This is a genomic window from Citrobacter sp. RHBSTW-00881 (assembly GCF_013728515.1).
Classification (GTDB): Bacteria; Pseudomonadota; Gammaproteobacteria; order Enterobacterales; family Enterobacteriaceae; genus Citrobacter; species Citrobacter braakii.
In genome coordinates this window covers 1575502-1591034 of record NZ_CP056269.1, presented here as the reverse complement: position 1 = coordinate 1591034, position 15533 = coordinate 1575502, and the positions used below count along the sequence as shown (strand labels likewise).

The 15533-nt window shown below is 52.0% G+C and carries 15 protein-coding genes and 2 pseudogenes; 7 read left to right on the top strand and 10 right to left on the bottom strand.

The genetic code is table 11. The features are described from left to right. Positions 1 to 9 precede the first annotated feature (9 nt). Positions 10 to 465, bottom strand: a complete 456-nt coding sequence (yfbV, locus tag HV311_RS07555) for a terminus macrodomain insulation protein YfbV (protein ID WP_016153842.1) — start codon at positions 463 to 465, stop codon at positions 10 to 12. A 339-nt stretch (positions 466 to 804) separates the two neighbouring features. Between yfbV and ackA the strand changes: the two genes are divergently transcribed. The 3 genes from ackA (at position 805) to yfcC (ending at position 5948) form a co-directional block, all read left to right on the top strand. After that, positions 805 to 2007: an acetate kinase gene (gene ackA / locus HV311_RS07550; RefSeq protein ID WP_016153843.1), complete on the top strand. Its 1203-nt coding sequence runs from the start codon at positions 805 to 807 to the stop codon at positions 2005 to 2007. Between the two features lie 75 nt (positions 2008 to 2082). Beyond that, a complete protein-coding gene (gene pta / locus HV311_RS07545; protein ID WP_016153844.1) occupies positions 2083 to 4227 on the top strand; it encodes a phosphate acetyltransferase in 2145 nt (714 codons plus the stop codon). Between the two features lie 200 nt (positions 4228 to 4427). Continuing rightward, positions 4428 to 5948 (top strand): putative basic amino acid antiporter YfcC, encoded by a 1521-nt coding sequence (gene yfcC / locus HV311_RS07540; RefSeq protein ID WP_016157044.1) that lies wholly within the window; start codon positions 4428 to 4430, stop codon positions 5946 to 5948. Positions 5949 to 6004: 56 nt separating this feature from the next. On the opposite strand, the gene yfcD is transcribed toward yfcC, so the two are convergent. Genes yfcD through yfcF form a run of 3 tightly spaced genes read right to left on the bottom strand, consistent with a single transcriptional unit; the run spans position 6005 to position 7867 of the window. Continuing rightward, positions 6005 to 6559, bottom strand: coding sequence for an NUDIX hydrolase YfcD (yfcD, locus tag HV311_RS07535; RefSeq protein WP_006683645.1), 555 nt, complete (start codon positions 6557 to 6559; stop codon positions 6005 to 6007). Positions 6560 to 6615: 56 nt separating this feature from the next. After that, entirely contained in the window at positions 6616 to 7167 is a 552-nt protein-coding gene (gene yfcE / locus HV311_RS07530; protein WP_191220921.1) for a phosphodiesterase, read from the bottom strand. Positions 7168 to 7222: 55 nt separating this feature from the next. After that, positions 7223 to 7867: a glutathione transferase gene (gene yfcF / locus HV311_RS07525; protein ID WP_191220920.1), complete on the bottom strand. Its 645-nt coding sequence runs from the start codon at positions 7865 to 7867 to the stop codon at positions 7223 to 7225. Between the two features lie 134 nt (positions 7868 to 8001). Between yfcF and yfcG the strand changes: the two genes are divergently transcribed. The 4 genes from yfcG to HV311_RS07505 all read left to right on the top strand — a co-directional run bounded on the left by yfcG (position 8002) and on the right by HV311_RS07505 (position 10570). Next, a complete protein-coding gene (yfcG, locus tag HV311_RS07520; RefSeq protein ID WP_016153848.1) occupies positions 8002 to 8637 on the top strand; it encodes a GSH-dependent disulfide bond oxidoreductase in 636 nt (211 codons plus the stop codon). A 54-nt stretch (positions 8638 to 8691) separates the two neighbouring features. Further along, positions 8692 to 9054, top strand: a complete 363-nt coding sequence (gene folX, locus HV311_RS07515) for a dihydroneopterin triphosphate 2'-epimerase (protein WP_191220919.1) — start codon at positions 8692 to 8694, stop codon at positions 9052 to 9054. Between the two features lie 20 nt (positions 9055 to 9074). Then, positions 9075 to 9968 (top strand): TIGR01777 family oxidoreductase, encoded by an 894-nt coding sequence (locus tag HV311_RS07510; RefSeq protein ID WP_191220918.1) that lies wholly within the window; start codon positions 9075 to 9077, stop codon positions 9966 to 9968. Positions 9969 to 10039: 71 nt separating this feature from the next. Further along, positions 10040 to 10570 carry a GNAT family N-acetyltransferase gene (locus HV311_RS07505; RefSeq protein ID WP_191220917.1) on the top strand — a complete coding sequence of 177 codons (531 nt, stop codon included), beginning with the start codon at positions 10040 to 10042 and terminating at the stop codon, positions 10568 to 10570. A gap of 18 nt (positions 10571 to 10588) precedes the next feature. On the opposite strand, the gene hisP is transcribed toward HV311_RS07505, so the two are convergent. From hisP to argT, 6 genes and pseudogenes are all read right to left on the bottom strand, one after another. Next, positions 10589 to 11362 (bottom strand): histidine ABC transporter ATP-binding protein HisP, encoded by a 774-nt coding sequence (gene hisP, locus HV311_RS07500; protein WP_043017062.1) that lies wholly within the window; start codon positions 11360 to 11362, stop codon positions 10589 to 10591. Between the two features lie 13 nt (positions 11363 to 11375). Next, entirely contained in the window at positions 11376 to 12083 is a 708-nt protein-coding gene (gene hisM / locus HV311_RS07495) for a histidine ABC transporter permease HisM (RefSeq protein ID WP_003028116.1), read from the bottom strand. Then, positions 12080 to 12766: a histidine ABC transporter permease HisQ gene (locus HV311_RS07490; protein WP_016153853.1), complete on the bottom strand. Its 687-nt coding sequence runs from the start codon at positions 12764 to 12766 to the stop codon at positions 12080 to 12082. Before HV311_RS07490 ends, hisM begins: the two co-directional genes overlap by 4 nt. Positions 12767 to 12952: 186 nt before the next feature. Beyond that, positions 12953 to 13734: pseudogene (hisJ, locus tag HV311_RS07485) on the bottom strand (histidine ABC transporter substrate-binding protein HisJ). Positions 13735 to 13968: 234 nt separating this feature from the next. Continuing rightward, positions 13969 to 14402 (bottom strand): annotated as a pseudogene (locus tag HV311_RS07480) (transporter substrate-binding domain-containing protein). A gap of 234 nt (positions 14403 to 14636) precedes the next feature. After that, positions 14637 to 15419: a lysine/arginine/ornithine ABC transporter substrate-binding protein ArgT gene (gene argT, locus HV311_RS07475; protein ID WP_006683634.1), complete on the bottom strand. Its 783-nt coding sequence runs from the start codon at positions 15417 to 15419 to the stop codon at positions 14637 to 14639. Between the last annotated feature and the right edge of the window lie 114 nt (positions 15420 to 15533).

The following is a 15533-nucleotide window of genomic DNA, read 5'->3' as shown; positions in this document are numbered from 1 at the left end:
TGGGGTCAATTACAAATCATCGAGGAAAGTTTTATCCAGTTGTTTGAAGGCGCGCTTAAGCGTGTCAGCCAGCGCCTGATAATCAGGCTTTCCTTCTACCGGAGTGAGCGCCTGCCCGGCTTCTTGCAATTTACCCCGAACTTCGTAGAACCAGTTGAGTATTGAAGGCGGCAGCGGCGTTACAGAACGTTTACCCAGCCACCACATGCCCTGCATCGGCAGGCTGAGCGCAAACAGCGCAGTCGCCACGGCCGGTCCCAACTGCCCCCCTAACGCAATTTGCCAGCATAAGGTGAAGACGGCGATAGGCGGCATAAAACGGATCGCGTAACGCGTCATGCGGATCACGCGGTTCTCTACAAACACTGGCGCGAGGCGCTTTTCCATTGGCCACGTCTTCGCATAGTGCTGCCCCCGGCGAAACAAGCTAAAAAAATTGACGGAACGATTATCCGGTGTCGACATGGCGGTTACCTCAACTTCACATATAAAAATTAAAAAATTTGTGCAAAACAACAACTACAAAGGACATCGTTCAAAACATTTTGTCTTTAATACCCACATTCAGGTATCCTGTGCCGGCCTGTAAGGCCTTTAGTCCAAAATCATTGAGTCGTCAAATTGACACATAGTATGCCATTGGCTGAAAAATACGCAAAATGACATAGACTCAAAGGTATTTATTCCATCGTGCCCAAAACGACTATGGCGCATGATGTTAATCATAAACGTCGGTGTCATCATGCGCTACGCTCTATGACTTCCTGACGTTTTTTTAGCCACGTATCATAAATAGGTACTTCCATGTCGAGTAAGTTAGTACTGGTTCTGAACTGCGGTAGCTCCTCACTGAAATTTGCCATCATCGATGCAGTAAACGGTGAAGAATACCTCTCTGGTTTAGCCGAATGTTTCCATCTCCCAGAAGCACGTATCAAGTGGAAAATGGACGGCGGTAAACAAGAAGCGGCTTTAGGTGCAGGCGCCGCTCACAGTGAAGCGCTGAATTTTATCGTTAATACTATTCTGGCACAAAAACCAGAACTGTCTGCTCAGCTGACTGCGATTGGTCACCGTGTTGTTCACGGCGGCGAGAAATACACCGGCTCTGTGGTTATCGACGATTCTGTTATTCAGGGTATCAAAGACGCAGCCTCTTTTGCACCGCTGCATAACCCTGCACACCTGATCGGTATCGCAGAAGCGCTGAAATCCTTCCCGAATCTGAAAGACAAAAACGTGGCTGTATTCGACACCGCGTTCCATCAGACCATGCCGGAAGAGTCTTACCTCTATGCTCTGCCATACAGCCTGTACAAAGAACACGGTGTTCGTCGTTACGGCGCGCACGGTACCAGCCACTTCTTCGTAACTCAGGAAGCGGCAAAAATTCTGAACAAACCGGTTGATGAGCTCAACATCATCACTTGCCACCTGGGCAACGGCGGTTCTGTTTCTGCTATCCGTAACGGTAAATGTGTTGATACCTCCATGGGTCTGACCCCGCTGGAAGGTCTGGTGATGGGTACGCGTTCCGGTGACATCGACCCGGCGATCATCTTCCACCTGCACGACACCTTGGGCATGAGCGTTGACCAGATCAACAAAATGCTGACCAAAGAGTCCGGCCTGCTGGGTCTGACCGAAGTCACCAGCGACTGCCGTTATGTTGAAGATAACTACGCGACTAAAGAAGACGCTAAACGTGCAATGGACGTTTACTGTCACCGTCTGGCGAAATACATCGGTTCTTACACTGCGCTGATGGATGGTCGTCTGGATGCAGTTGTCTTCACCGGTGGTATCGGTGAAAACGCAGCGATGGTTCGTGAGCTGTCTCTGGGCAAACTGGGCGTTCTGGGCTTTGAAGTTGACCACGAACGTAACCTGGCCGCACGTTTCGGCAAATCTGGTTTCATCAACAAAGAAGGTACCCGTCCTGCGGTGGTTATCCCAACCAACGAAGAACTGGTTATCGCGCAAGACGCGAGCCGTCTGACTGCCTGATTTCACACCGCCAGCCTAGCTGGCGGTGCTGTTTTGTAACCCGTCTACATCGACGGTAACGAAAGAGGATAAACCGTGTCCCGTATTATTATGCTGATCCCTACCGGAACCAGCGTCGGTCTGACCAGCGTCAGCCTTGGCGTGATCCGCGCAATGGAACGCAAAGGCGTTCGTCTGAGCGTCTTCAAGCCGATCTCTCAACCGCGTGCCGGTGGCGATGCGCCAGACCAGACTACCAGCATCGTCCGTGCTAACTCTTCTCTGCCAGCCGCTGAGCCGCTGAAGATGAGCCACGTTGAATCTCTGTTGTCCAGCAATCAGAAAGATGTGCTGATGGAAGAGATCATCGCGAACTACCACGCGAACACTAAAGACGCTGAAGTTGTACTGGTTGAAGGCCTGGTCCCAACCCGTAAACATCAGTTCGCGCAGTCTCTGAACTACGAAATCGCGAAAACGCTGAACGCAGAAATCGTCTTCGTAATGTCTCAGGGTACCGATACCCCGGAACAGCTGAACGAGCGTATTGAACTGACTCGCAGCAGCTTCGGCGGCGCGAAAAACACCAACATCACCGGCGTAATCGTTAACAAACTGAACGCACCGGTTGATGAGCAGGGCCGTACTCGCCCGGATCTGTCCGAGATTTTCGACGACTCTTCCAAAGCAAAAGTGATCAAAGTTGATCCGGCTAAACTGCAAGAATCCAGCCCGCTGCCGGTTCTGGGCGCGGTGCCATGGAGCTTCGATCTGATCGCAACGCGTGCAATCGATATGGCGCGTCATCTGAACGCCACTATCGTTAACGAAGGTGATATCAACACCCGTCGCGTGAAGTCTGTGACTTTCTGCGCACGCAGCATTCCGCACATGCTGGAGCACTTCCGTGCCGGTTCTCTGCTGGTGACTTCCGCCGATCGTCCTGACGTGCTGGTTGCAGCATGCCTGGCAGCCATGAACGGCGTGGAAATCGGTGCCCTGCTGCTGACTGGCGGCTACGAAATGGACGCGCGTATCACTAAACTGTGCGAACGTGCATTTGAAACCGGCCTGCCGGTATTCATGGTGAACACCAACACCTGGCAGACCTCTCTGAGCCTGCAGAGCTTCAACCTGGAAGTTCCGGTTGACGATCACGAACGTATTGAGAAAGTTCAGGAATACGTTGCTAACTACATCAACGCTGACTGGATTGAATCCCTGACCGCGACCTCTGAGCGCAGCCGTCGTCTGTCTCCGCCAGCGTTCCGTTATCAGCTGACCGAGCTGGCACGTAAAGCCGGCAAGCGCGTTGTTCTGCCGGAAGGTGACGAGCCGCGTACCGTTAAAGCGGCGGCTATCTGTGCTGAACGCGGTATCGCAACCTGCGTACTGCTGGGCAACCCGGATGAGATCACCCGCGTTGCGGCCTCTCAGGGCGTTGAGCTGGGCGCTGGCGTAGAAATCGTTGATCCAGATGTGGTTCGCGAAAGCTACGTTGCTCGCCTGGTCGAACTGCGTAAAAACAAAGGTATGACCGAAACCGTTGCCCGCGAACAGCTGGAAGACAACGTGGTTCTCGGTACCCTGATGCTGGAACAGGACGACGTTGACGGTCTGGTTTCTGGTGCAGTTCATACCACCGCGAACACCATCCGTCCGCCGCTGCAGCTGATCAAAACTGCACCGGGTAGTTCCCTGGTGTCTTCCGTGTTCTTCATGCTGCTGCCGGATCAGGTTTACGTATACGGCGACTGCGCGATCAACCCGGATCCGACTGCAGAGCAACTGGCAGAAATCGCGATTCAGTCCGCTGAATCCGCCATTGCCTTCGGTATCGAACCGCGCGTAGCAATGCTCTCCTACTCCACCGGTACTTCTGGTGCAGGTAGCGACGTAGAAAAAGTTCGTGAAGCCACGCGTCTGGCGCAGGAAAAACGTCCTGACCTGATGATCGACGGTCCGCTGCAGTATGACGCCGCCGTTATGGCTGACGTAGCAAAATCCAAAGCGCCGAACTCTCCGGTTGCAGGTCGCGCTACCGTGTTCATCTTCCCGGATCTGAACACCGGTAACACCACCTACAAAGCGGTACAGCGTTCTGCCGACCTGATCTCCATTGGGCCGATGCTGCAGGGTATGCGCAAGCCTGTGAACGACCTGTCTCGTGGCGCGCTGGTTGACGACATCGTCTACACCATCGCTCTGACCGCGATCCAGTCTTCCCAACAGCAGCAGTAATCTGTCGAGTGTGCCGGATGTCTTATCCGGCAACACTTCTGCTTATTAAACCGGAAATAGCTTATATTTCCGGTTTTTTTATACCTGTTTTTCCCGTTGGCATATTCTGAAACATTTGCCAGGATGCGCTGCATCAATGAATAACTATTCTCCTGTTTGCATACTTATCCTCTTTTGCATTGCAACAGGGATAGTCTTTCATGTCAGCAGTAACAGAAACACAGCCAGCTAAAAAATGGGCGATGCCCGATACGTTGGTGATTATTTTTTTCGTTGCCATTTTAACCAGTCTGGCGACATGGGTTGTTCCCGTCGGGATGTTCGACAGTCAGGAAGTGCAGTATCAGGTTGATGGACAAACCAAAACCCGTAAGGTGGTCGACCCCCATTCTTTTCGAATTCTGACCAACGACGCGGGCGAAGAGCAGTATCACCGGGTGCAGTTTTTCACCACCGGTGATGAGCGCCCTGGCCTGATGAATTTTCCGTTTGAAGGGTTAACCTCCGGCTCTAAATTCGGCACTGCCGTCGGCATTATTATGTTTATGCTGGTGATTGGCGGCGCATTCGGCATCGTTATGCGTACCGGAACCATCGATAACGGCATCCTGGCGCTCATCCGCCATACGCGAGGAAACGAAGTCCTGTTTATCCCGGTGCTGTTTGTTCTCTTCTCATTAGGCGGCGCGGTGTTTGGCATGGGGGAAGAGGCGGTCGCCTTTGCCATTATTATCGCACCGTTAATGGTACGGTTAGGTTACGACAGTATCACCACCGTTCTGGTCACCTATATTGCGACTCAAATTGGATTCGCCAGCTCATGGATGAACCCGTTCTGCGTGGTCGTCGCGCAGGGGATTGCGGGCGTGCCGGTGCTCTCTGGTTCCGGTCTGCGTATCATTGTGTGGGTGGTTGCGACCCTGATAGGGCTGACCTTCACGCTGGCCTATGCGGCGCGCATCAAAAAGAATCCGCTTTTGTCCCGGGTACATGAATCCGACCGTTTCTTTCGCGAACAGCAGGACGACGTTGTGGAACGACGCTTCACGCTGGGCGACTGGCTGGTGCTGCTGGTGCTGACCGCGGTAATGATTTGGGTTGTCTGGGGCGTGATCGTCAACGCGTGGTTTATTCCTGAGATCGCCAGTCAGTTCTTCACCATGGGCCTGGTAATTGGCATCATCGGCGTGGTCTTTCGTCTCAACGGCATGACGGTCAACATCATGGCCTCCTCATTCACTGAAGGCGCGCGAATGATGATTGCCCCTGCCCTGCTGGTCGGTTTTGCCAAGGGCATATTACTGCTGGTCGGTAATGGAGAGGCGGGTGAAGCCAGCGTGTTGAACACGCTGCTGCACAGCATTGCCAACGGCATCAGCGGGCTGGATAACGCCATCGCGGCGTGGTTTATGCTGCTGTTCCAGGCGGTGTTTAATTTCTTCGTTACTTCCGGCTCTGGTCAGGCTGCATTGACCATGCCGTTATTAGCACCCTTAGGCGATCTGGTTGGCGTAAACCGTCAGGTCACCGTACTGGCCTTCCAGTTTGGCGACGGATTCAGCCATATTATCTATCCTACGTCGGCATCGCTGATGGCAACGTTAGGCGTGTGTCGGGTGGATTTTCGTAACTGGCTGAAGGTAGGCGCCACGCTGTTGGGACTGCTGTTTATTATGTCCAGCGTGGTGGTAATTGGCGCGCAGATAATGGGTTACCATTAAAAAACGATTGCCCGGCCTACACGATTTCTCGACGCTGTAGGCCGGATGAGCAGATTTTACTCAGCTTCTTCCTGCTTTTCGGCTTTCGCCCCTTCATTCTTAGCGTTGCGGGTCATCCACAGCGCCAGGGCTTTCAGTGAGTCCGGCGTAAATTCGTCGCAACGCGCGGTAATTTCTTCCGGCGTCAGCCAGCAAACTTCACTAACCTCTTCTTCCTGAAGCGCAAACGGTCCGTGGGAAACACAGCTAAACAGCCCACCCCATACGCGACAGTTCTGGTCTTCAAAATAAAACTGCCCATGCTCGGCAAACGGCACGCCCGCAATCCCCAGTTCCTCTTCCGCTTCACGGCGCGCTGAATCCAGTAGTTGCTCGTCAGCCTGCACAACACCGCCAGCGGTGGCATCCAGCATGCCGGGCAAAAAATCTTTTGTCTCAGTACGACGCTGAACCAGAATTTTGCCCATACCATCATGCACGACGATATACGTTGCACGATGGCGTAAGCGTTGCGCCCGCATTTGTTCCCGGCTGGATTGTGCAATGACTTCGTTGTCTTCATTCACAATATCCACCCATTCCGTACTTGCCAAACGACGCTGTTCCACCATCAGGAAACCTTCTTTTTTCTTGCGCTCTTACGGCGCGTTTATGTTTGTGGGGTAAATTACGGATTAATCTCGACCTGTGCAATAACACTTTGATCATTGAGTGCCATTACGCTGAGAACATTATCATCCAGAATCCCGTAACTTGCCGCAAAGCCCCCTTTCGGGATGCTTACCGAGCCGGGATTGAAGTGGTAAACATCCCCTTGACGCTCAGCGACGGGCAGATGTGTATGTCCATAAACCAGCACATCTCCCACGTTGAGCGCCGGCATATTTTGCGGGCCAAAAAGATGCCCGTGCGTCAAAAAGAGTCGCTGGTTTTCTGTCAGAATTTGCTGCCACGGCGCGTTCATCGGAAAATGCAGAAGCATCTGATCCACTTCGCTGTCACAATTGCCACGCACAGCGATAATCCGCGCTGCCAGCGCATTCAACCGCTCAGCAACCTGCGCAGGCGCATAGCCTTCCGGGAGCGCATTACGCGGTCCGTGGTTTAAAACATCACCCAATATCACCAGCCATTGCGCACCGCTTGCGGCAAACCGTTCAAGTACGCGTTCCGTGGCTGGCAACGAACCATGAATGTCCGATGCGAACATCAGTTTCATCACTCACTCCTCGTTGAAAAGTACCTTGTAATGATACTGGATTACGCCCCGTTTTTCAGCAGGAACGCTTCGCTGAAAGCGCGATAAAACGCTGGACTGAAGCGCGCTGCCACTGGAAGGCGGCATATTCTGCAAGCGCTTCGGGAACCTCATCGCCGTTAAGAACCAGACGATTCAGCATTAGCGCTAAATCGCAGTCGGCAATACACCATTCGCCAAATAAATTCTGCTTCCCGTGGCTCAATAAATGGCTCGCAGTGGCGAACAATTTCTCCGCACTGACTTTTCCCGCTTCGCTTAACGGACCTTTCTTCACGCCAGCAAAAACTACGTCCGTTGAGCGTTCTTCACGGATAGGCATCAGATCGCTGCGGATCCACGCCTGAACCTGGCGCGCCCGCGCGCGCTTTTGCAAATCGTGTGGGTAGATACGCTCCCACTGCGGTGGTGCAAAGCTCTCTTCCAGGAACTCAGTTATCGCTGATGATTCGCTCAGCTCGAAACCGTCGATTTCAAGCACCGGCACGCGCCGCGTTAACGCATACCCTTGCCATGAAGGTTGCAAGTGTTCGCCGCTGTTGAGATCAACGGTTTTCAGCGTAAAAGGCAGTCCTTTCTCTTGCAGAGCGACATAAACAGACAGCACGTAAGGGGAGAAAAAATTGGCATCTGACCACAGCGTAATTGCAGATTTGCTCATAATGTCCTCTGAAATGTATTGGCTTGCCTTCAAAATATAGAGTCTTTCTCTCACTGTCACTTGATGAAAACTCACGCACGCCAACAGGCTCTATACTTGTTATGACCCGGTTCATGACAAAACGGACGCTGAAAATGATCGATCTCTATTACACTCCATCGCCAAACGGTCACAAAATCACGCTGTTTCTTGAAGAGGCGCAACTGCAATACCGTCTGATTCATGTCGATATCAGCAAAGGTAGCCAGTTTCACCCTGATTTTCTGCAAATCTCACCAAACAATAAAATCCCGGCCATTATCGACAGTGCCCCGGTAGACGGCGGAAAGCCCATCAGCCTGTTTGAGTCCGGAGAAATTTTACTCTATCTGGCAGAAAAGAGCGGTAAGCTGCTGAGCGGTGAGTTACGTGAACGCCACACTACGCTGCAGTGGTTGTTCTGGCAGGTCAGCGGCCTCGGACCCATGCTGGGTCAGAATCATCATTTTAGCCACTACGCCCCACAAACGATTCCCTACGCCATTGAAAGATACCAGGTTGAAACCCAGCGCCTGTACAACGTGATGAATAAACGTCTGGAAACGTCCCCCTGGCTGGGAGGCGATCACTACAGCATTGCCGACATTGCCTGCTGGCCGTGGATCCACGCCCATCAGCGTCAGCGCATCGACCTCGACAACTACCCGGCGGTCAATAACTGGCATGAACGCATCCGTACGCGTCCCGCAACGGAACGCGCCATGCAACAAGCACAAAGTGAGAAGCGGTGACGCGATTCGGTTCTCGTGTATCATGCAAAGGTTCATACATGGAGGAAACCTGCAATGTCACAACCTGACGCAATTATTCGTATAAAAAACCTTCGTCTGCGCACTTTTATCGGCATCAAAGAAGAGGAGATCCTTAACCGCCAGGATATCGTCATCAACATTGCCATTCTCTATCCGGCAGACAAAGCCCGTACCAGCGAAGATATCAACGACGCGCTGAATTATCGCACTATCACCAAGAGCATCATTGCCCACGTGGAGGGTAACCGCTTCTCATTGTTAGAAAAATTAACTCAAGATGTGCTCGATATCGCACGCGAACATCACTGGGTCACTTATGCTCAAGTAGAGATAGATAAACTTCACGCATTACGTTACGCCGACTCAGTCTCTATGACGCTGAGCTGGCAGCGCTAAAACATAACCCGGGAGGCGACATGCAGATTCTGATTACCGGCGGTACTGGCCTGATTGGACGTCATCTGATCCCCCGCTTGCTGGGGCTGGGGCATCAGATAACCGTAGTGACCCGTTCTCCTGATAAGGCCCGTCAGATTCTCGACTCCCGGGTTACGCTGTCCAAAGGGCTGGAAGAGCGGCAAAATCTCAATGACATTGATGCCGTCATTAACCTTGCCGGAGAGCCGATTGCGGACAAGCGCTGGAGTGCCCAGCAAAAGGAACGCCTGTGTCAGAGCCGCTGGGTCATCACGCAGAAGCTGGTCGATTTAATCAATGCCAGCGAGACACCGCCCGCAGTGCTAATTTCCGGTTCCGCTACCGGTTACTACGGCGATTTAGGCGAAGTGGTGGTCACAGAAGAAGAGCCGCCGCATAACGAATTTACCCATAAGCTGTGCGCCCGCTGGGAGCAAATTGCCAGCACCGCGCAAAGCGATAAAACCCGCGTGTGTATGCTGCGCACCGGCGTGGTACTGGCCTCTGCTGGCGGCATTCTGGCGAAAATGGTCCCGCCGTTTCGTCTTGGCTTAGGCGGACCAATTGGCAACGGACGCCAGTATATGGCCTGGATCCATATTGATGATATGGTCAACGGAATTCTCTGGCTGCTGGATAACGATCTGCGCGGTCCCTTCAACATGGTTTCACCGTACCCGGTGCACAATGAGCAGTTTGCCCACGCGCTGGGCCACGCCCTGAACCGCCCTGCCATTCTGCGCGTTCCCGCCACCGCAATGCGGTTGCTGATGGGCGAATCTTCAGTGCTGGTTCTCGGCGGGCAACGAGCGTTGCCAAAACGCCTGGAAGCGTCCGGTTTCGCGTTTCGCTGGTACGATTTAGAAGAAGCGCTGGCGGATGTCATCCGATAACCCCTAAGCGCTATTCACGGTCGCCATTGTGGTGGTAAGGTTATAGGCCAGATTTCTGCAATGGCGACGTTATGGCGATAATTTCGACTCCCCGACTTACCCTCTCTTTGTTTCAGTTTTCTGACTGGTCATTTTTCCAGAAACTACGTGAATGTCCTGAAGTCATGCGCTATATGGGCAACATCGCCCCGGCGAAAGATACGCGTCTGTTATTCGCCAGACGCCTTGCCGCTCAGCACACTTTTGTCATCCGCGAGCACAACAACCCGACGCCGCTCGGCGATATTGGTCTGCAAATCAGCCATATCTACCCGCACGAAGCCGACCTCGGCTACGCCATCTTGCCACAGGCGCAGGGGAAAGGTATTGCCAGCGAAGCCGTACGCGCGGTGTGCCAGTACGCCTTCGAGCACGCGGAGGTCACGGCGATAAATGCTTACGCACTGGCGGATAATAAGGGCTCAATACGGATTCTGGAAAAAACGGGGTTCGTGCGTACGCAGGTGCTGGAAAAGGCGTATGAGATTGATGGTATCGCCTACGACGACTGGGTTTATCGTCTGGAGTGCGACGCGCTAAAATCCCAGGCCCGGAAAGCGTAGCGCCTCCGGGCAGGTGACTTACTTCAACGAACCTTTGAGGAACTGCTGCAAACGCGGGCTTTGCGGATTACCAAATACCTGCTCCGGATCGCCCTCTTCTTCAATCTTTCCCTGATGCAGGAAAATCACGTGCGTGGAGACATGACGGGCAAACCCCATTTCGTGGGTCACGACCACCATGGTTTTTCCCTCTTCGGCCAGTTGTTGCATAATGCGCAGCACTTCGCCCACCAGCTCCGGGTCAAGTGCCGACGTGGGTTCATCAAACAGCAACACTTCCGGTTCCATCGCCAGCGCACGAGCAATGGAGACACGCTGCTGCTGACCACCGGACAGATGCACCGGATATTTGCCCTGAGCGCGCTCATCAATACCCACTTTCGCCAGATACTTCACCGCACGTTCGCGAGCTTCCTGCTTGCTCAGCCCCAACACCTGGATCGGCGCTTCCATCACGTTTTCCAGCACCGTCATGTGGCTCCACAGATTAAAGTGCTGAAAGACCATCGTCAGTCGCGTGCGCAGCAAGCGCAGCTGATTTTTGTCTGCAACCTTAAGCTGGCCGTCTTTGTCGCGTACCAGACCAATGTTCTGACCACTGACGACAATCGACCCGGCGCTCGGTTTCTCGAGAAAGTTAATGCAGCGCAGGAAGGTACTTTTACCGGAACCTGACGAGCCAATAATACTGATAACATCACCCGCATTGGCCTGCAGCGATACCCCTTTCAGCACTTCATGTTCGCCGTAGTGCTTATGTAAATCGATAACGTTTAATTTATTTTCAGACATCGTGTTACTCGAATCATTTAGAGGATACATGCTGCAACCAGCGTTTTTCCGCTTTACGGAACAGACTGATCAGGACATACGAAATAATCAAATACAGAACAGCGGCAATACCGAAGGCGGTAAACGGCTGATACGTTGCCGAGTTGATATCGCGGGCGATTTTCAACAAATCAGGCACCGTTGCGGTAAATGCCAGCGCCGTGGAGTGCAGCATTAAAATAACTTCATTGCTGTAAGCCGGCAGCGCAATACGCAGCGCGGAAGGCAAAATAATGCAGCGATACAGTTTAAATGACGAGAAACCGTAAGCGCGCGCGGCTTCAATCTCACCATGGGGTACGGAACGAATAGCCCCGGCGAAAATCTCCGTGGTATAGGCGCAGGTATTCAGCGTCAGCGCCAGCACGGTGCAATTTAGCCCACTGCGGAAAAACGCGTTGAGGAAGTCCGTGCCTTTGACTATCTCCAGCGTATACATCCCGGAATAAAACACCAGCAACTGGACGTACAGCGGCGTCCCACGAAAAATATAGGTGAACAGCCAGATGGGAAACTGGATAAATTTATTACTGGAAACACGACCAATTGCCAAAAACAGCGCCAGTATCCCGCCCATCACCACCGATGAAATCAGAAGCCACAGGGTGATAGCCACGCCGGTGTAGCGATACCCGTCGGTCCACAGCAGGGACTTCCAGTATTCCTGAATAATCTCAATCACAGGTCAGCCCTCTTCACACCCACGGAATAGCGGCGCTCAAGGTACAGCAGCACACCATTAGAAACAGTGGTAAACACCAGATAGATGACCCCGCACACTACGGCAAAATAGAACGGCTCCCAGGTACTTTTTCCGGCAAGCTGAGTGGCTTTCACTACGTCTTCCAGGCCGAGCAACGATACCAACGCAGTGGCCTTAAGAATGACCTGCCAGTTGTTGCCAATTCCCGGTAAGGCATAGCGCATCATCGCCGGGAACATAATGCGGCGAAATATTTGTGAACTGGTAAAACCGAATGCCGTCGCGGCTTCAATATGTCCTTTTGGCACGGCCATAAATGCGCCACGAAATGTTTCGGTAAAATAGGCTCCGTAGATAAACCCGAGCGTAATAATACCCGCGACCATCGGATCGATATCAATCTGGCTGATACCAATTGCATCGGTAAGGGTATTCAGCGCGATTTGTAATCCGTAAAAGATGAGCAGCATTAAGACCAGATCGGGCACGCCGCGGATAAGCGTTGTGTACCCTTCGAAAATAAGCGCCAGCGCCCGGCTTTGCGACAGCTTTGCTGCCGCGCCGACAAGGCCTATCAGAACCGCCAGTACCACCGAGCTAAGTGCCAGCTCCAGCGTAACAATTGCGCCCTGTAAAATAACACCTGAAAAGCCATACAACATGCTGCCTGTCCTGTCGTGTGTGGTGGAGTAATAAGCCTCTTTTGATTTCAGACAAATCGTTAAATGCCGGATGGCGGCTCTGCCTTATCCGGCCTACAAAATTGCTGTAGACCGGATACGCGCAGCGCGATCAGGCATAAATTCAACTCGTCAAAAATCTACGGGCTTTATCAGCACCTGCGGTGATTAACCGCCGTAAACATCAAAATCGAAGTACTTTTTCGCCAGCTTCTCGTAAGTACCGTCAGCTCGCATCTCGGCAAAGGCTTTGTTCAGTGCTTCGCGCAGTTCGTTATCATCTTTGCGCAGCCCCATACCGGTACCCACGCCGAATAACTTCTCATCTTTTACAGATGGGCCGCCGAATTTGTAATCTTTACCGACCGGCTGTTTCAGGAAGCCTTCGCTGGCCGCGACTTCATCCTGGAAAGCAGCATCAATACGCCCGGCAGTCAGGTCAGAATAGATATTGTCTTGCCCCTGATAAGAGACAATTTCAATGCCTTTTGGCGCCCAGTGCTCGTTGCCGAAGGTTTCCTGAGTCGTGCCCTGCAGCACGCCAACACGTTTACCTTTCAGCGACTCAATGGTTGGCTGAATAGCAGAATCTTTAGCGACAACCAGACGCGAGTCGGCTGCATAAAGCTTGTCGGTAAAGGCGATTTCCTGCTGACGTTTTTCAGTGATGGAAAGCGAGGACATAATCGCATCGATTTTCTTCGCTTTTAACGAAGGATAAGCGCGTCCAGCGGGTTTTCCACGAAGGTACATTGTGTATTGATACGTTTGCACAGCTCTTTAGCCAGATCGATATCAAAACCGACTAATTCACCCTGTGCATTTTTCGATTCGAACGGCGCATAAGTAGGATCGGTACCGATACGAATTTTTTGCGGAATGGCTGCAAATGCTGCGGTAGCACTGGAGAAAGCCAGGACCAGAGAAAGAGACAACACCAGTTTTTTCATAACTATCCTCAACAGACTGTCTTTTATAGGGGATCTTTACAGGACCAGGTGCAGTTATCGTGCCATTAATCGGGCCGACAAGGCAAAGCATTCTACCCTGTCGACGGTATTTATTTGCATGAAAAGCGCTTAAGTATGCACTCATGCTTATTAAGACAGCGACAAAAGCACCAAAACAGTGCACTGAATTTATTATGCACCGCAATGGTGCAGTCCATTCCCCGCTGCGGCGTATTAATCGCCGTAGACATTGAAGTTAAAATACTTGCTCGCCATTTTGTCGTAGGTGCCGTCTTTGCGCAGTTCGCCCAGCGCTTTATCGAAAGCAGCTTTCAGCTCTGCATCATCTTTGCGCAAGCCAATCCCGGTGCCGTCACCAAAGTATTTTTTATCTTTCACCGACGGACCAGCAAAAGCGTAGTCCTTACCGGCAGGATAAGCGCGTCCAGCGGGTTTTCCACGAAGGTACATTGTGTATTGATACGTTTGCACAGCTCTTTAGCCAGATCGATATCAAAACCGACTAATTCACCCTGTGCATTTTTCGATTCGAACGGCGCATAAGTAGGATCGGTACCGATACGAATTTTTTGCGGAATGGCTGCAAATGCTGCGGTAGCACTGGAGAAAGCCAGGACCAGAGAAAGAGACAACACCAGTTTTTTCATAACTATCCTCAACAGACTGTCTTTTATAGGGGATCTTTACAGGACCAGGTGCAGTTATCGTGCCATTAATCGGGCCGACAAGGCAAAGCATTCTACCCTGTCGACGGTATTTATTTGCATGAAAAGCGCTTAAGTATGCACTCATGCTTATTAAGACAGCGACAAAAGCACCAAAACAGTGCACTGAATTTATTATGCACCGCAATGGTGCAGTCCATTCCCCGCTGCGGCGTATTAATCGCCGTAGACATTGAAGTTAAAATACTTGCTCGCCATTTTGTCGTAGGTGCCGTCTTTGCGCAGTTCGCCCAGCGCTTTATCGAAAGCAGCTTTCAGCTCTGCATCATCTTTGCGCAAGCCAATCCCGGTGCCGTCACCAAAGTATTTTTTATCTTTCACCGACGGACCAGCAAAAGCGTAGTCCTTACCGGCAGGCTGCTTCAGGAAGCCTTCGCTGGCCGCGACTTCATCCTGCAACGCCGCGTCCAGACGCCCCGCTGTCAGGTCAGAATAGATAAGGTCCTGGTTCGCATAGGCCACCACATCTACGCCTTTGCTGCGCCAGTTGTCATTAGCATAGGCTTCCTGAGTCGAGCCTTGCAGTACGCCAACATGTTTACCTTTGAGGGAATCAAGAGTCGGTTGAATTGGGGAACCTTTCGCGGCGATCAGACGTGAGTCTGCTGCGTAAAGTTTGTCTGAGAACGCAATCTCTTGCTGACGCTTCTCAGTAATTGAAAGCGAGGAGATGATGGCATCAATTTTTTTCGCTTTCAGCGACGGGATCAGCGCGTCAAAGTCGCTGGCTACCCAAGTACATTTGATCTGCATGCGCTTACACATCTCATTTCCCAGATCGATATCAAAGCCGACAAAGTCGCCTTTGGCATCTTTAGAGGAAAAAGGTGCGTACGTTGTATCTGTACCAATACGAACCGTCTGCGGAAGTGCTGCGTAGCTGGCCGCGGTGGCGGAGAGTCCTACCAGCAAAGACAAAGCAAGAACCGTCTTCTTCATACATAACCCTCAAGTGGCGTAATTTTATTATGTTTTACGTTGTGTTGTGTGTTTGCAGACTTTTTCATGCAGGTCTTATGCCATTTTCGCGTCGATGAGGATATTCGACGTTAA